Here is an 18,027-nt window from a genome sequence, read left to right as displayed (position 1 = left end):
TGTTAAATTGTTCTTTGAATAGAGTCGTTAAATTAAATAGTTATTTTACTGACCCTCTATATTTTCAAATATGCTATAAAACTTTAAGATGGTATCAGCAAACCAATTCACCAACTCGTCATCTGTTTTGTCCAAAGTGTCTGTAATAAGCCATGCCCATTTGTTCTTCTGCTTAGTTCCTTGTTTAAGCTTCAGGTTTGGTAATTGGGTGAGGACATCATTCTTGGCTATAAATTCATCCATTTGTTTTTTTGCATCTTCACCATTAAGCGTAGTGATTGTTACGGTGGTAATGCCATAACGAACGCTGTAGCCACAGTCATAGAAGAAATCTTTGCGACGTGGTGAATTGAATTTAATGTATGCTCTGCCCTTTGTATTGCTGATAGAGGAGCCTATAGTACCCTTGATCTTATCAACAACACTGTCCCAAAGATAGTCACACCACTCTGATTTCTTGTTTGTTGAAATCTCTGCAGAAGAATCCATGTCTTGGTTAATCTCAAGCGGTGAATCTCCGCTATTGTTGTCTTTTATCATCTGCATCAGATTGTCGAACCCCTCTTTGCCGTAATTGTCTAAAATCAGATTACGCTCAAACTTGGCTATGGCATTCAGTACTTGGCTTCTTGTTACGCCATAAACAAACTCACGTCCAGCTCTAATTTCGTATTTATCAATGTTCTGATTATGGACTTTTGAGCATTCTAGATTATAGATATCATCAGTTAATAAACTTCTGATAGTATCATCTGTTTTTCCTGTTTGCTCAGGATATTCAAAAACTTCAAACAACTGACAAACCTCTGGGATACCTGTACGCACTTCCTGATTGATTCTTACCATAGCAGATTCCCATTTGTCAATATTGTCGTTTTCTTCCGAAGTCTGGCCGATCTTAAGCCAGCCACCTTCCTGCAGTTTCAACTCTGTATTGGAAGAATACTGAGGTGAAAGGCGCTTAGGACCGAATACGTAAATTATAGTTCTTTTCATTTTTTCCTTATTTCCGCAACACTATAATTTAATATTTTTTATAAGCACCTAAGCAACAATAAGTTGTTCAGGATTATGTCATGTCTGAAATTTCACTTATCTTAGTGTTGCATTTAAAAACAAATAAAACTCTGAATGACATGGCAAAAATACAAATAAAATCTGAGAAACTCACTCCTTTTGGAGGAATTTTTTCTATTATGGAGCAATTTGATGCTCTTTTAGCTCAAACCATAGATTCCACCTTGGGATTGAGATGCACATTGTTTGGTTATCAATATAGTGAGATTCTACGTTCTCTGATGTGCGTATATCTTTGTGGTGGCTCATGTATTGAGGATGTTACAACTCACTTGATAAAACATTTGTCAATTTCTCTAAGAGTTGAAGGGAAAATGACTTTTCTAATATTATTGTACCCCTCCAAGGCATCTTCGCCGAGAGTTGTATGTCCCTCGTCGATGGTTAAAACGCCATTTTTAAAAATGGCCTAACTGGATTCGTATATCATCGTCATCATCTGATAACTTTGTTAAGGGATAATCCCAATTGTCATCATCATCGTCATCATCATCGTCATAGTTGAATTGATTCAGCTTTGCTTCCTGGATGTTCTTTCTTACCTCTTCGCGAGCCTCTTGGAAACTCTTTTTGGCTTCGTTTGAAACTTCTTCCAGGCTTTCACCTACTGTCTTTGCGATATCACCGACTAATTTTTTGAATAATTCCATATTATCACAAATTTAATGTTCTTACTTTTGTTTGTATTATAGCTGCCGGGAAATTACATCCCCGGCATAGTAGGAGGCATTCCCGGCATCTGTGGGGCGGTGCCTTGGAACAATGGAGCGAGTTCTGCTACATTGCCGGCAAACTCCCACTGCGCCATATCGTTCTTCCAAATGTATGACTGCTGGGTGAACTGACCCTGCTGAACGAGCTGCTGGAGCTTGTTCCAATCGCATGGACCATACTGCTGACCATTGATGCCAATATAATACTGTACCTGAGGAACAGCAGCACCCATGCCTGGCATCTGAGGAGCTCCACCCATCTGAGCCATCATACGCTCCTTCTCCAGAGTTGTGGTGAAAGCTTGCGGACAATAGGTGTTCACCTTGTATTTCGGATAGTGTGAACGCTTTTTCTCCTCCAGCTCTTCTGTTTCTAAAACTTCGAGCTTGAAGATGGCAGGAACATCCCGATGCTGTGGATGTTCAGCCAATTGCTTGAATTCTTCGTATGTCATAGGATGGCTATCTTAAGAAGTGAAGGTCAATCTTGGGTCTAAGTTCAGGTATTCTGATGCCTTCAGAGTCTTTGCCTTCTTGATTGTTAAGATGCCTTTTGCTGATAGTTTTATGAATTTTCAGTTTTCTCATGTCCGACTTGCCGTTAGCTTCATGGTTCTCCCAAGGCTTGGGATATGCATGTCTTTTTTTGTATCTCGTGCCATCGCAGTTCTGGATAAAGATTTCCAATACTAATCCACCCATTTGACAATCATGCGGAATGTTGACGGCACGGCGTAGAATGTCGCTTTCGTAGAAGATGCTGCCATCCTTCTTGCAGAGCACGATGTCCAGATAGTCTGGCATATCAGGTATAGTTCCAGGCTCTGACATTTGTGGTCGAAACTCTCCAAACTCTTCCTTCACATACTCGAATAGTCCCCGAGTATATTTTTCGATATCCACCCCTACATATCGAGTATAGGTGTATTTGATGATACATAAAGACATTTTATTTGCCATTTTATTCTTTCTTTTTGGTTATACCTTTATAATATAGTAATATGAAGGGAAAATTTCAAAAAAAACGCCAATATTTTGAAAAAAAAGTATTTAAAAGATGTGAATGTATTGATAATCAACTAGATAGATGGTTCTGTTTCTCGGCGTCCGTTTTTTTTGACTGATACTGCCCCTTTTCTCGACAGCCACTTGCCAGTTATGAAGACCGGGCGGCCTTCAAGATTTTCGGCCTGGATGTCGGGCTTCTAGGTGCGATGTCTAATCTCAAGGCAGCGACAATAGTGTCTGGCAACAGTATTATCGCATTTTTTAATGTCCGTTTTCAAAACTGATACTGTCCCCATGTGATAGGGATGGGAGATACCTTAACTATTCAAAGTTTATCATTTTTGCCAATTGCAGAAAGTATTCGTTGGACCAGATAGTCATTTCTTTAGGATTCTTTATAAACGGCATCACATCTGCTTTTACCTGTTTGATGTCTGCAGATTTTAGTCTTTGCTCCAAGTCGGCAATGAATTCTTCTTTTGATTTCTCGCATCCATTAAATTCTTTGATTCTTTCCTGTAGATGTTTGAAATCTAGAGGAATTCTATTTCGGATGTACCATTCGAAATCATACCAATCGCGTCCTTTTACCCGGTTTTTCCATGCTCGATAAACTAATGCGTGCATTTTGCCGGCAAATAAGTTGGGAAGGGTAAAGCATCTTGTCATGAAAGAACGAGGCTCTATCAGAAGTTTTTGCTCCGTAGTAAAATGGAGAGGTGGATTGGTATCTACTTCAATTTTGATTTTGATGGACTTTTCTGTTTGAAAGGAAATGTCATAAACGTCGGTGGTATCTTTTAAAAAGGCTGATTCTACTTTTCCAAAATTCTTCTTGTCCTTCTTCTGTATGTCCACTCTTCTCCCGATGGCATCAAACTCGTCGATAATTGGTTGGAAGTATTGGGAGAAGTCAAAACTTTCATCTTTGTTCAATAAAGAGAAATCCATATCTTCACTGAAGCGATTTAAACCGTGGAAAATGCGTAGGCAGGTTCCACCATAAAAAGCTGCCTTTTCGAAGAAGCCGCCTTGGTACAAACCGGCAAGAATTATTTGCTGGTTTACCTCAAAAGTAGCATTTCTTTTAGCCTGATCTGTAGAAAGATCATAAGCTGATAACATATTTTGGTATATCTCATTCATGTTGTAAGAGTTTTAATATTGTGCGTATGGATGTTGCCTTTTTCCCTATATTTGCATATTCTTCGAATATCTTGGGATTGAGCTGGTAGAATCTGTCCATATCAAATCTTAGGTTTTCTTCCAGAAACTCTAATGCTTCCTTCTTGTATCTCAGTTTGATACCTGGCAGGTTGGCTATCAAATCACATAATGCCTTTTCTGGAGTAGCCATTATATAGACATTGTTTTCTTCCTTTATCTGCGTAATTCCTATAGGATAGGTGGGTCTTGAAATATGATAGTAGCAAAAGTTGCCTATGGGTGTATTGTATTCCTTTGCTGTCTTAAAAGTCATGGATTGAACTGTATATACTGCTTCGGGTATTAAACCATAATATCTCAATGCCGTCTGCATAGATACATAAGATGGAGACAACAGATGGTTGGCGATAAGTCCGGAAGAGAGTGGTTGTCCCGTTTCTTGTGGATTTACAACGAACAGATTTCGCCTGAGGCGGATGATTTCACCCGCCTTTTCCAGCTGTGCAACTTTTGCAAACTTGGTCTTTACATCTGGATATAGTGAAGCAATGACCGAAGATGTTACTGGAATATTGCCTAATGTAATTAGAATATTTCTCATTTGGGCACAAAGATAGTCAAATTTTCGATAGAAAACAAACTTTTTCTTAGTTTTCTATCGAAAATTTAGCTTTTTTCTTAGTTTTTTAATGTAGCCAAAGGTATAACCTTTACTCCATCTACACTTGATATGGCTTTGTCGTAAATCGTGTTTTCTACAGTTACTTTATATTTTTGCGGCGTTTTACTTTGTATTTTAACGGTAGTTTACTTTGTGTTTTTGCGGTAAATGGTCTCGAATTTTAGCGATAGCACCGCCCTAACTATATAAAAATAGGTAGTTAGGGCGGTGTTATCGCACTTTTTAATGTCCGTTTTCAAAACTGAAACTGCCCCCATGAGATAGGGGAGGAAGATGGGGGGATGAACTCCTTTGAGAAGTGTTAACGAATCTAACTCGCTCTAAATTGGACTTTGATTGAAAATCAAGAAGTTGGGCGTTTGCCTATATTATATAGGTAACAATATGGAAACGAGCGGACTTCTGCTCGTTTCTGTATTTTGCAATATGCAAAGAACGCCTCAATTCGGGGGCAAAGATACGATATTTTTCTTAATATCCCATAATTTACAAGAAGAGAAATATGGAAATTAGGACTTTTTTACATGAAATCTCAAACTTGTGAACATAACCCCATCGCTAAATGAATAGCAAGTATTCCTGCTGAGTTTATCAAATCAGGTCCATTGTTGTTGATGACGACTCTACCATCAGCTCATATATACCTTTCCGACACAAGCATATCTTGTTTTCGTTTGTACCCCGAGTGTGTACAGTTTCAAACCATGATTTACATTCTAACATAAGAAACTGAAGCCGTGACCATTTGTGTATTTTTGCCAAACTGACTCCAGTACATACAACAGATGTAAAAGATTTCTGCAAAATCGACCGAAATCATAAGAAAAAAACACCAAACCAGCAAATTTCTTAAAGATTATATCTGTTTATTAAGATTATTTTTGTATATTTGCAGCATTATTTTGGTGGTAAAGCCTGTTGGCCTGCCACGTGACAATAGGACTTTACGGAGCAAGCCTATATCACAATTCTTCTCCGTAGTAGCAGTCCGTTCTCTCTCACTGGTCTCTCCCTGCGCGGCAGAGGCATACGTTTTTATATTTTTCAAACACTCCAAATTGACAGCGCATGAGAAAGTTTACTTCTTTGTTACTGTTAGGCTTCGCTCTCGGCAGTTTCGCACAAACGCCCGGAGGAGTCAGCGGAAGCGAACTGTGGTTCAAGACTGCGCCATTGAACTCAGACCTGCAAGGTTATTACCGTTGGCAGGATTTCTCTGGGGATTCCATACGGCTGATGCTATTGGACAGCCGTGGCGTCAAGTCTGAACTTACTCTTCCGAACAGTTCAGTCCATTACTTCAATTTCAATCCGAGTCTCTGGCTCGCAGACGGATTCCGTAGTCTGAGTGCCAAACTCAAGCACGGCGACCTCTCACAGGCTACCGTCATCGGTGTCTTTTCGCCGGAACTGGCAACCATCGGCAAGGATATGGTTGTCTATGCTCTTGACGGCCGAAAGGGCGACGGAGCCATTCTGAGCAAGGACAAAGCCGTAAGGGGTAGAGGTGTTGAACCATTGGACTATGGTTCAGCATCGGGTGAAGACCTGCTTTATCAACCAAGTGATTCTTTGTCCGAGAACGGTTTTAAGGAAAGCGCTCTGCGCGTTGTGTCCTACTTCAAGGTAAGCAATCCTTCAACAACATTGTGGGGAGACAACTCCAACACCACATTATTCATCGGAACCCCTTCCACCTCTGGCAGTTTCGGTACGGATTTCCCGACCTCGCTCTTCGGTAATGCTTCCATCCGGGGATATGCCCCTGAGCTTATTGTTTTCAGCAGGATGCTTACACCCGATGAGCGCAGAAAAGTGGAGAGCTATCTGGCGGTAAAGTACGGCATCACCCTCAAAGGCTCGTATCTTGACAGCGACGGAAACCTGACTTGGGATATGGCGGAGAACCAAGCCTACCACCATAGGGTCACAGCTGTTGGAACCGACACGGCAGGAAGTCTCTCCCAACCGCTTTCCGCAACATCATATGAGGAAAGTCCGGTGTATGCGGCCTTGAAGGAGAACGGAACTTATCATGACGCAAATCCATACAACCCTTCATCCGCTTCCCGTCTGCTTGTCATGGGACGTGAAAACGGCAATCCGATGCCGGACAGAGGCTTCACTTTCTGGGGCGACGATGATGTGGCACTTGCAACATATACCTCACCTACAGATTCCCTGTGGCATGTCATGAAACGTACATGGATGGTCAAGACCAACGTGCCGTCAAAGCCCGACAGTACAGTGGCAAGATGGACTGCGCAAGGACTTGAAGTGTCAAGGAATGGCTTTACTGACAATATCATCCAAGAGAAAGCCGCTTCCGGAGCTTATGCCACGACCCCAGCCCTTGTTGGAGGTGGCGGTGCTTTTGAGTTCACCTGTCCGACAAGTCACCCGACTTTTGACGTTGGCTTCGGAAGCATCGGTGGCAGCACATGCAAGTATGGATTCCGGTTCACCAATGCTGGAGTTGTTTATCCGATCATCAACGGAGCGGTCTCAAATTCATACATCGCCACGGATGTTGACGGAACGGACATCTCCATCCGCAAGGAAGGCAAAAACATCTATCTGCGTGTTGACGGAACAGGAAGTGCGACAAGAACCATATCCCTTTCGGATGCAACTGACACAGACACAAATGTGGGCATTATCCGAACGGAAGGAGCAGAGTCCGCCTTGAACATGGCAGGCTTGAGGACAGGAGGAATAGATGATGTCGGTTATATGGCAGAGTTGAGCTATGACCTCACACCGGACAGGGAGTTCTCGGACTATTGCCGCAAGCGTACCGTCATGCTCATAGACCCAAGCGGTGAAGGTGATTTCGACATCAACAGCAACAGTAACATAAGATGCTCCAAGCCTGATATGACGAGGGGCAAGACCATATTCCGCAATATCCTATGGGATGCAGACGGAAGCGGAAGCGATGTGTTCACATTCGCCTATTATGACGGCATTTCCTATGATGCCACTCCGACGCCGTCAAGTTGCGAGAATGGAGTTCCACGCAATGACGGGTATATCGACATCGGCATCAACATCGGTACACCAGTCTATTCCTATGTGCTCAGCGTTGACACCGTTGCAGGAAAAGTAAAAGGAGAAACCATTGCCAGAGGAACATTCTTCGGTGACACGCATAGAATCACGAATCTTGCCCCCGGCGCCTATGCGCTGTCCGTATCACAAGGTGGAGGCAACGAGATTTATGCCACTGGCAACGCACTCTACACCTCATACTCACATGACACCAGGACCTATCTGTCCGGTGACATCTCATGGACGGTGAACGATACAAAATCAAACTACCGTGTGGGTTTGGAGCCAAGCCTCACGGACGAGATCACCCAATATGGCTTCGACGTGCGGGGCGACAAGGCGCATATCATAACCGGTGGATATACAAGCCTAACCAAATATGTCACCATCAAGCCGGGCGATGTGCTTAGCGTAACAGTCCGCAATATGCAGGTCACATACAAGTTGAACGGACAGACCGTGCATCATGAATATATCTGGTCACTTCGTGCATGGCGGTTCTGCATCAAGTACGGAAAGGGCGAGACACATATCACAGACCTTACCGTAAACGGTACGCCTGTAACCTCATTCACCACAAGGGGCAACGTGCAGATAGAAACACCCAAGAAGTGTACGACAACGATGACCGTCTATGTCGGCAGCGAGTGTGATGCAAGTATGCCTAACGGAACACAGGCAAGGGAGAACCATGTGGGCAGCTCGGACAGACAGGCTGACAATACCTTCATTTCTGGAGAAGACGAGAATTTCACTGTCAAGGGCAACGGTTCTACGACAGGCATCTACGAGGCTAAACTCACACAGGACAAGCCTGCTGCAGCCACATTGATGGTGTTTGACGTATCAGGCAAACTGGTAGTGTCACGCCAAATGACAGGCGAAAGCGTCAAGCAGGCCGACTTCAAGGTTCCCGCATCGGGTGTGTATGTCGTAAAGGCAATCTCCGAGAAGGGGGAGCATACAAGGAAAATCTCAGTAAAGTAACTTAAAGGAAGATACGCATGAAGAATTATATACAGAAGGTGGCGTGGGCATTGGTTTTACTGCTTGCCGCCACACTGTCCCTTTCGGCAAAGGACGGGACAGCCGTGAGAAAACTCTTCAAGAAGGGTGTCTCTGACAGTATCTCCGTAGGAGGTAGCAAACTGGTCGTTCTTCAGAAAGACCTCATTCGGAACAGAAGCCTTTCCGTGAACTCCATCGGAGAGGAGAATGTTCCTGAACTTGACTTTGCCATGACCAACGTCACGGCAGGAGGACATGGCTACCGTTTTCTCCCTCACGGAACCCATTTCACAGGCGAGGGCGCGACAGTCAAGATAAAGTATGACCGCACGAGAATACCAAGCGGCTATACCGAGGACGACATCCGTACCTATTACTACGACCCGGCCGAGAAGCATTGGGTTGCGTTGGAGCGTGTGCGTGTGGACAAGAAGGAAGAGTGTGTCGTTTCAAAGACGACCCACTTCACCGACATGATTAACGGTGTGATACAGGCCCCGGAGTCACCGCAGACCGAAGGATTTGCCCCGACGATGATGAACGACATCAAGGCGGCAGACCCGACGGCGAAGCTCAATGTCATTGCGCCTCCAAGCGCAAACAACCGTGGCTCTGCCAACTTGCAGTATCCGTTCGAGATGCCGCCAGCACGAAACGGCATGCAGCCAAGCCTCGGCTTGCAGTACAGCAGCGAGGGCGGTAGCGGTTGGCTTGGCGAGGGTTGGAACGTCAGCGTGCCAAGCATTACGCTTGACACCCGGTGGGGCGTGCCTCGTTATGACATGTCAAAAGAGACGGAGACTTATCTCTTGTCCGGTTCAATGCTCTCCACTATGGATGACAACGGACAGATGGGAGTTGCACACCGTGGCGAGAAGATGAACAGAAAGGCTGACCGCCAGTTCTACACCCGCCAAGGCGGTGATTTCAGCCGTATCATCCGCAAGGGTGACAGTCCTGCCAACTATTATTGGGAGGTTACAGACAAGCAGGGTGTCAAGTACATCTATGGTGGTGACGGAGCTGTTGTAAAGGGCAATGTCACCGATGCTTCGGGCAATACCCGTGAGGTGATTGCCGAATGGAAGCTGAAACGTGTCGAGGAACTCCACGGTGACTATATAGAATATGTGTATGACATCGTGGATGAGGATGTGCGTGGCGGCTTGAAGGCCAAGGCTGCATATCTGAAGGAGGTTCACGCAGGTAATGCAGGACAGGAACCGCACACCGTTGTACTCTTTGAAGGCAACAAGATAAAGCAGGTAAAGACCAACAATGCCCGCTATGGATTCCTCGCCTCCTCCAACAAGCTGTTGGAGAAAGTGACCGTGAATTTCCAGGGCGAGACCCTGCGCAGCTATGCCTTCGACTATAAGGAAGGTGCATTCCACAAGGAAATGCTCACTGGTGTCAGACAGTATGACAACAACGGCAAGGAGGTCTCCTTCCAAAACTTCGACTACTATGATGACGTACAGGCAGACAAGGGCTATGTTCCTTTCAAGGATGATTCCGAAAAATGGAACACCCATGATGATGGACTTGACGCAGGGTTCATCAATCCGTTAAAGGCTGTCAGCAAGCGTTTCAGCGACAAGCCAACTGCACTTGGCGGAACGGCAAGCTCTTCCGTGAGCGGTTCGTTCTATGCAGGTGTGGGTGTCGTGGACGGAAGTCCTTGGAAAAGCAATACCATGGGTGGCTCATACAGCTATTCAAGCGACACGAGCAAGGGACTTTCCGCACTCGTTGACTTGAACGGTGACGGACTTCCTGACAAGGTGTACAAGTCCGGTGGTTCTGTTTATTATCGTCCACAGATTAAGACAGACAACGGAGAAGTCGTATATGGTGAGCCTATCAAGGTAAAGGGCATCAGTAACTTCTCGACAACCAAAAGTTCTACCAACACTTTCGGTGCGAATGCCGTTGTCGGTTGGGATGTCCTGACTGCCGTTGTCGGAACGGACAAGTCAACCACTAAGACCAAGACCACTCAGTATTTCAGCGACATCAATGGTGACGGACTTGTTGACCTCGTTTCCAATGGCAAGGTCTATTTCAACCACTTGGAGTTTGACGGATCTGGCAATGCCGTGCCTACATTTACATTGAGCAGTGCCGACACGCCAAGCCCAATTATCTATGGTGGCAAGGTTGACACTTCCGTCATGGAGGTCAGTAAGGATGAGCAGGCGGAAGCCATCAAGAACTCACCGATGGAGGACATAGTGCGTGTATGGCAGGCTCCAAAGGACGGAACTGTCAGCGTAACTGGTCAAGTTAGCCTCATTGCACCAACAGATGACTATGATGCTGACGGGTATCAGAAGGCAGACGGCGTAAGAATTGCCATCCAAAAGGGAGGCAATGAACTTTGGAACAAGACGATAGCCAAGGGTGACAACAGTCCATACAGCGCAGCCGTATCATCTGTTGCCGTCAAGCGTGGTGACAGAATCTATTTCCGTGTCCAGTCTGGCTCTGAGGAAACAAGCAACGGCTCATTTGATAAGGTGAATTGGTCACCTACCATTACTTACGCTGGCGAGTCAAATATATTGCCTAACGGGCTTTCTTCAACAGAGTACAAACCTGAGGATGGTGCCATCTACGATGTGAACACCTCCGCTAATGTGGAGAATGGTTCAAGTGTGGAAGTTCGCAGTGCCTTCCACAAGCCTGTAACAACCGACGATGTTGTTCTCAGCATCATCGGCAGCAATGAAAAGAAAGACAGTGACGGGAACGACAACCCGAACTATATCGAGAAGACTGTCTTTGCTCGTACACTGAAGGCTAATGAGACTTTCAATGGCGATTCACTCAACATCAGTCTGGAGAATACAGAAAAACTGACCAATTTCAGCTTTGAGATTTCATCCACCTCAAATGTTGATTGGAAGAATATAGGTTGGCAAGCGTCCGTAACTTACAAGGATTCTGCCAATGTTGAGCATACCATGGCAGTTCCTGCACATTACAAGACTTTCGCAAAAGCCTTGGCAGAGGGCAAGCCATACTTGACCACTGCGACTGATACAATTCTGGTTGTGTCGCCAGTGCTTACCCTTTCTGACAATTCCATCAATGGACAGGTTACTTTGACCGCCAAGACAGAGGATGCACTCATCGGCAAGAAGTCTTTCAATATCGAGAATGGCATCTTGAAAGCCGATACTCTGCGATTTGCAACTACTGCAGGAAAGAACATCTGGTTTGAATACAGCTATCCGGCAGCAATCTCTAATGAAACTGTTACTTCAGCCTCTGTTTCCATTCTGAAAGATGCGGCAGGTCTCGTAACAGAGAATGTGCTTGCAGGATTCTATGCAGAGAATGACAATCTTGGCTTCGGTATGCTCTACCGTGGCTGGGGAGGTTTTGTCTATAACTCGGCAGAGGGCAGATATGCAAAGCCTATTGACGAGTCATTGCTGAAATTGCCTGAAAACGAGAACGACAAGGTTGACCCTCTCACGATGGCATTCACTCCATTGGGTACAGACCAGACTTCTATGGACAAGTGGGTCGGTCAGCGACAGGACATCTATCTTACTGCAACCGAGGCAAGCACAGCCCGACTGACCGAGCAGGATGTTCTTCTCTCCAATCCGTTGGAGAACGATACCGAGGTAGCAGGACTTGCAGGTGAGTATTTGCAAGGTACTGGTGCTGCGGCAGTAAGCCAAGTGATGTCCAGCAAGAGCACGGTAGTGCAAGGCGGTGCGCTTGGTATCACACACAACGATGCGAGCGGTAGTGCCAAGACAGAGGTCACCATGATGGACATGAATGGTGATGGTTTCCCGGACATCATCGCTGGTGGTACGATTCAATACACCAACTCTCTTGGTGGACTGAGCGGCGAAATCTATAAGGGCATCGGCTCCAGCAACTCCGACAATGCTTCACAGGCATGGGGATATGGCGGTAACCCTGTGGCTTCAGCGTCAAGCATCACAAATCTAATCTCCAAGGGCAAGGCAACCATACTGAACCAGCAGACTGCATGGCTGGCTCAATTCTCCATTTCTGGCAGTGCGCCAAAGAATACGGATGAGGCAGTTGAATCTTTCATTGACATCAATGGCGATGGACTTCCCGACAAGATTCTTTCAGACAAGAAAGTAAAACTGAACCTTGGCTATGCCTTCACTGAGCCTGTTGACTGGGGGCTGGACCGCATCCAAGGCGGTAAGTCTCTTTCCTATAATTTTGGTGCAGGTGCAGGGGAAGATTTTGGTTGGGGAACTACCCAAAATAAGAGCACAAAGCAGTCGATAAACAAGGCCTCCGGCAGTTTCTCAGCAGGCTTTGGCATCGTAACCTCTGAAAGTGAGGAGGAATACAATCTTATCGACATCAACTCCGATGGCCTTCCAGACAAGGTATGGAAGAGCGACCATGGTATCATTGTTGCCCTCAACACTGGTAACGGCTTTGACGAGCCTATCAGTTGGAAGGGTGCAAGTGCGCTCAGTGAATCTGCATCAACATCAGAGTCAGCAAATGCAGCGTTCACTTTGACCATCAACATTCCTGTCATAAGCATCAAGATTTCAACCAATCCTGGTGCTTCTACCTCTCATAGCATCAACCGCCCTACATATTCTTTGCAGGATGTGGACGGTGACGGCTATCTTGACATCGTTGAGTCTGAGAAGGAAAGCGAGTTAAAGGTTACACGCTCTGCCATTGGCAGGACAAACATGTTGAAGTCTGTCACCAACTCCTTGGGCGGCACTTTCACACTCGACTATGCGCATACCACTCCTACCTACGGACTTCCTGGTGGCAAGTGGGTAATGTCTGCCCTTACCGTTGATGATGGTATCCATGACGATGGACCTGTCATGACTACCGCCTTTGAGTACAAGGACGGCAAGCGTGACCGCCATGAACGTGAGTTCCTCGGTTTTGGTGAGGTTATCACCAAGAACCTTGACACGGAGAAAGGCAATTCTGTTTACAGACAGGCTGTTGAGAACTACGATGTAGCCAACTACTACACGCAGGGCAATGTTACCGCCACATCCGTAGAGGATGCCAACGGCAACAAGTACACGGAGACAAAGAACCGTTACGACAGCTATTATATGACTGCCGACGGTGACAAGTACACATTCGCAAAGCGTGACGTGAACCTTTGGAGTGACCGTGCATCTGCATTCGTACCTCTCCGCTATACGGCAAACTTGCAGTATGAGGGAGCGGCAAACGGTGTGGTTACATCCGAGGCATGGAATGAGTATTACCTCAATGGCTATCATGGTGAGTTGAAGTCCTACAAGTACAGCGACAAGGGCAGTCTTGGCGAGGACGGAAACGGCAAGTTCGATTATGCGACTGCTATCAAATATACCGACAATGCAAGCAAGCACATCTTCGGACTTCCTGTTGATGTGACTGTTACAGGCGGTGACGGCTCACTCTATCACCATGTGACGGCGAAGTATAATACCAACTACGCCAACCACATCACCCAGATTACGCAGCAGTTGAATGATGGTGAGGCAGTGACTGATTACAAGTATGACTCTTACGGCAACATCATCCAGAAGACTCTCCCTGCCAACGGCAAGGGACAGCGTATGTGGTACAAGTACCGCTATGAGCCTGAGATGAACATGTATGTTGAGCGCATTGACGATGCGTGGGGCTACCGCAGCGAGCAAGGCAATTTTGACTATCGCTATGGTATAGCCAAGGAGCATCGTGACCTCAACAATTTCTACTATGAGACTGATGTTGACGACCTCGGTCGCATCACTGGCGTGCGTGGTCCAAATGAGTTGGCTACGGGCGTACCTTATGCCATCGCCTTTGAATATCAGCCTTTGGCTACATTCAATGAGAGTGGCATTACCGCTCCTGCATACGCAGTGACCAAGCACTACGACATCCAGCACCCTAACGATGACTTGGAGACCGTTACATTCGTTGACGGTTTCGGAAGAGCCGTGCAGGTGAAGAAGGACGGTGTTGTGACAAGTGCATCCAAGGGAAACTCTGCCAAGGATGAGAACGTGATGATAGTCAGCGGAAGAACCGTGTATGACGCTTTCGGACGTGTGGCAAAGGCTTTCTATCCTACAACGGAAGGAACCGGATCGAAGTCCACATTCAGCAAGTCATTTGACAATGTTTCTCCAACGGTTACTGTTTATGACGTGCTCGACCGTGCTACCTCAGTGACATTGCCGGACAACTCTACGACAACTACGGCATATACAGTTGACAATAGTAGTCATACTCTCGTTACAACCGTAACGGATGCGCTTCATAATGTACAGGCTACCCATACCAATGGCAGTGGCAAGACCTTGAAGACCATCCAGAAGAGCGGTCCTGACGGTGAGATTACCACCTTGTTTGAGTATGACGGCATACAGCGCCTTGTTCGTGTCACCGACACGGAGGGCAATGTAACGACCTCCACTTACGACATGGGCGACCGCCGTACTGAGGTGAACCATCCTGCAAGCGGCATCACCAGCTTCACATACGATGCGCTCGGCAATGTGCTGACCAAGCAGACTGCCAACCTTGCAAAGGAAGGCAAGTTCATCACCTACGATTACGACTATCAGCGTCTGACGGGTATCAACTACCCAGATCATCCGGAGAACAACGTGAAGTATTACTACGGTGGTCGCAATGCCTCTCAGAACCGTATCGGTCGCTTGATGCTCCGCGAGGACGGAACAGGTGCCATTGAATACTTCTATGGCAAGATGGGCGAAGTCACCAAGACCCGCCGCACGCTGATTGTGCCTAACCAGGCGATAGCAACCTACGTGACGCAATGGACTTATGACAGCCACAACCGTCTGTTGGAGATGATTTATCCTGATGAGGAGAAAATAACATATTCTTACAATCTCGGTGGTCAGCTTGAAAAGGTTCATGGCTACAAGTCATACGGCTACGACTATGTGAGCAAGATTGGCTATGACAAGTTCGAGCAGCGCACATACTTGAAATATTGCAACGGTGCTGAGACCTTCTACACCTACGACCCACAGCGTCGCAGATTGCAGAACCTCACCGTGAACAGTGGTGGCAACACCATTATGGATAACGCTTACACTTATGATGCGGTAAGCAATGTGCTCAGTGTGGTAAACGGTGCGTCAGTTCCACAGAGTGGCAAGGCTGGCGGACAGATGGCTCATGCCTATACATACGATGCGCTCTATCGTCTTGTCAGCGCAACTGGCACTTATACTGGTGCTGACAACAAGACCGCAAGCTACACTCTTGCGATGGGTTACGACAATATGCACCGTATCACATCGAAGCGTCAAATCCTTACACAGAACAATGTGCAGTTCAATGGAACATTGAATGCAGGTTATGATTTGTCATACACCTATGGAACAGAGACAGGCAAGAGGTTCCAACTCGCCAATGTAAAGGATGTTAACTACCGCACAGAGGAGACGCCTTCGGAGAGCGAGAATGTGAACAATAGTCATGCCTACGAGTATGATGACAACGGAAACCTCATTTATGTCAATACAAGCCGTACAAAGAAGGATGGCGTGGCTGACGAGAAGACCGCAGAGCGTAAACTCAAATGGGATGAGGAGAACCGTCTCCTTGCTTCCGACGACAATGGCTTTGTGACCAACTATTGGTATGATGCTGATGGTGAGCGTACGGTGAAGACATCAGGTGAGAGTGACCAAGTTTATGTGAACTCAGAGTTTGCAGGAGGTCGCACGAACACTGCCAAGTTCTCACTATATGTATCTCCTTACCTCGTTGCCAACCAAGGCGGACGTTACACCAAGCATATCTATATCGGTAGTCTGCGTGTCGTTTCCAAGATTGGTGACTTCGACTCTTACGGCTCAGATCCACGCCGCATCCAGTATGCAGGTAGCGAGACTGATGGACTTTCTGTTGACTATAAGCAAAAATATGTCCAGCAGTTGCAGGTTATCAAGGATAATTATGCAACCTTTGCAGTACCGTACAATGGCGAGGACAACAACGATTATGTCGATGGCAAGGGCTTCTGCTGCAATGACGGCAGCTTGGAGGCAGCTCAGACACGAGCTTTAGCGAGAGCTGCAAAGAACAACTTCCAAGAAGGCGATACATACGAGAAGATGCAGTTCTACTACCACCCAGACCATTTGGGTAGCAGTAGTTACATCACCAACCTTGATGGCGAGGTGGTGCAGCATATCGAGTATGTTCCTTTTGGTGAAGTGTTCGTTGAGGAGCGCAATAACATTTGGAATACGCCTTATCTTTTCAATGCGAAGGAATTCGACGAGGAGACGGGATTGTATTACTATGGGGCAAGGTATTATGACCCAAGGATTAGTTTGTGGATTAGTACTGATAATTCAGAAGAAAAGTATGCAGAATTTTCTTCTTATTGCTATGTTGGGAATAATCCTATTATTTTAAATGACCCAAATGGTAACGATTGGCTTAAAACAGATAAAAAATATTTCTATGATCCTTTAGTTACAAGTCAAGAAGATGCAACTAATAAGTATGGAAAAGAAACCAAATACTTATTTGCAGCGGGAACTCTATTTGCAAAGAGTGGAGCATATTCTTATGATTTGGACGTTGGAGGTCATGTAAAAGATACCTATACTGGTGAATATATTGCAGGACAAATTAGTACACCGGCTGGAAGTACCATTGTCAACAATAATGCATATTTTAACTGTGATGAACTGAACTTTAGGGAAAAATGGGCTCAAACAGACAATTGTATAGGCAAACTTTTATATGGAATGGCCAATGATATCTTTGTTACAGCGCAAATTTTCGACTTTGGTAATTGGGCTGGTTCTGGAGCAACCAATCCTCTTACAGGTGCTGAAGTTCAATTTTATAATATTGATGGAAGTCCAAATTATAAACCTGCGGATGCTATAGTACCAACATTAGCTACAAAAGGCGTAGGAGGCTTAGGTGATATTGCAGAAAAAAATATGGGAAAAGTAGCTAAGAATGTGATGAGTAGTTTTAATAAACTAAATGCAGCACAGTTTAGCTCAAGTTTCAATAAGAGTTTTGCTGGCTTCTCTCCAAAAGTAAGAGGTTTTTTGAATCGTTGGTATAATAAAGGAATTGAATATCTTAACAATCCTCAAATACCTGTTTCTACAGCAAATACTGTATCCAAAAAAAGTAAAAATAACGATACGGAATAGTAATAGACAAAAGGTGTGTAGGCATGTAAGTTATCATGCTTACATACCTTTACTAAAATTTAACAATATTGTTATGGACAAAATAATAAAAATATTATCAAGTATAATTTGTTTTTTTTCTTCGTCATTT

The 18,027-nt window shown here is 45.5% G+C and carries 8 protein-coding genes and 1 pseudogene; 3 read left to right on the top strand and 6 right to left on the bottom strand.

Features of this window, described 5'->3' with window-relative positions; all coding sequences use genetic code 11:
* Positions 1-45: 45 nt before the first annotated feature.
* Complete coding sequence (locus CFT61_RS07230) at positions 46-996, bottom strand: hypothetical protein (protein WP_089543790.1); 951 nt, start codon at positions 994-996, stop codon at positions 46-48.
* A 140-nt stretch (positions 997-1,136) separates the two neighbouring features.
* On the opposite strand from CFT61_RS07230, the pseudogene CFT61_RS07225 reads away from it, so the two are divergent.
* Positions 1,137-1,370, top strand: a pseudogene (locus CFT61_RS07225) (IS1380 family transposase); the annotation flags it as partial.
* A gap of 105 nt (positions 1,371-1,475) precedes the next feature.
* On the opposite strand, the gene CFT61_RS07220 reads toward CFT61_RS07225, so the two are convergent.
* The 5 genes from CFT61_RS07220 to CFT61_RS07200 all read right to left on the bottom strand — a co-directional run bounded on the left by CFT61_RS07220 (position 1,476) and on the right by CFT61_RS07200 (position 4,566).
* Positions 1,476-1,727, bottom strand: coding sequence for a hypothetical protein (locus CFT61_RS07220; protein WP_089543789.1), 252 nt, complete (start codon positions 1,725-1,727; stop codon positions 1,476-1,478).
* A gap of 53 nt (positions 1,728-1,780) precedes the next feature.
* Positions 1,781-2,245 (bottom strand): DUF4339 domain-containing protein, encoded by a 465-nt coding sequence (locus CFT61_RS17240; RefSeq protein WP_254918901.1) that lies wholly within the window; start codon positions 2,243-2,245, stop codon positions 1,781-1,783.
* Between the two features lie 7 nt (positions 2,246-2,252).
* A complete protein-coding gene (locus CFT61_RS07210; RefSeq protein ID WP_254918900.1) occupies positions 2,253-2,750 on the bottom strand; it encodes a hypothetical protein in 498 nt (165 codons plus the stop codon).
* A 369-nt stretch (positions 2,751-3,119) separates the two neighbouring features.
* Positions 3,120-3,944, bottom strand: a complete 825-nt coding sequence (locus CFT61_RS07205; protein WP_089543788.1) for a nucleotidyl transferase AbiEii/AbiGii toxin family protein — start codon at positions 3,942-3,944, stop codon at positions 3,120-3,122.
* Positions 3,937-4,566 (bottom strand): type IV toxin-antitoxin system AbiEi family antitoxin domain-containing protein, encoded by a 630-nt coding sequence (locus tag CFT61_RS07200; RefSeq protein ID WP_089543787.1) that lies wholly within the window; start codon positions 4,564-4,566, stop codon positions 3,937-3,939. The genes CFT61_RS07205 and CFT61_RS07200 overlap by 8 nt, the downstream gene beginning before the upstream one ends.
* Positions 4,567-5,715: 1,149 nt before the next feature.
* Here CFT61_RS07200 and CFT61_RS07190 point away from each other — a divergent pair.
* Both CFT61_RS07190 and CFT61_RS07185 read left to right on the top strand, forming a co-directional pair.
* Positions 5,716-8,685, top strand: a complete 2,970-nt coding sequence (locus CFT61_RS07190; RefSeq protein ID WP_089543785.1) for a T9SS type A sorting domain-containing protein — start codon at positions 5,716-5,718, stop codon at positions 8,683-8,685.
* Between the two features lie 17 nt (positions 8,686-8,702).
* Positions 8,703-17,897 (top strand): SpvB/TcaC N-terminal domain-containing protein, encoded by a 9,195-nt coding sequence (locus CFT61_RS07185; RefSeq protein ID WP_089543784.1) that lies wholly within the window; start codon positions 8,703-8,705, stop codon positions 17,895-17,897.
* Positions 17,898-18,027: the final 130 nt, after the last annotated feature.

Origin of the sequence: Segatella copri, assembly GCF_002224675.1 — a bacterium.
GTDB classification, from domain to species: Bacteria; Bacteroidota; Bacteroidia; order Bacteroidales; family Bacteroidaceae; genus Prevotella; species Prevotella copri_U.
This window is presented reverse-complemented; position numbering and strand designations above follow the sequence as displayed.

What these genes read in the sequence shown, in the direction of transcription:
- CFT61_RS07185 (WP_089543784.1), top strand. Translation starts at nt 8,703, where the DNA reads ATGAAGAATTATATACAGAAGGTGGCGTGGGCATTGGTTTTACTGCTT.
- CFT61_RS07210 (WP_254918900.1), bottom strand. Translation starts at nt 2,750, where the DNA reads ATGGCAAATAAAATGTCTTTATGTATCATCAAATACACCTATACTCGA.
- CFT61_RS07230 (WP_089543790.1), bottom strand. Translation starts at nt 996, where the DNA reads ATGAAAAGAACTATAATTTACGTATTCGGTCCTAAGCGCCTTTCACCT.
- CFT61_RS07200 (WP_089543787.1), bottom strand. Translation starts at nt 4,566, where the DNA reads ATGAGAAATATTCTAATTACATTAGGCAATATTCCAGTAACATCTTCG.
- CFT61_RS07205 (WP_089543788.1), bottom strand. Translation starts at nt 3,944, where the DNA reads ATGAATGAGATATACCAAAATATGTTATCAGCTTATGATCTTTCTACA.
- CFT61_RS07190 (WP_089543785.1), top strand. Translation starts at nt 5,716, where the DNA reads ATGAGAAAGTTTACTTCTTTGTTACTGTTAGGCTTCGCTCTCGGCAGT.
- CFT61_RS07220 (WP_089543789.1), bottom strand. Translation starts at nt 1,727, where the DNA reads ATGGAATTATTCAAAAAATTAGTCGGTGATATCGCAAAGACAGTAGGT.
- CFT61_RS17240 (WP_254918901.1), bottom strand. Translation starts at nt 2,245, where the DNA reads ATGACATACGAAGAATTCAAGCAATTGGCTGAACATCCACAGCATCGG.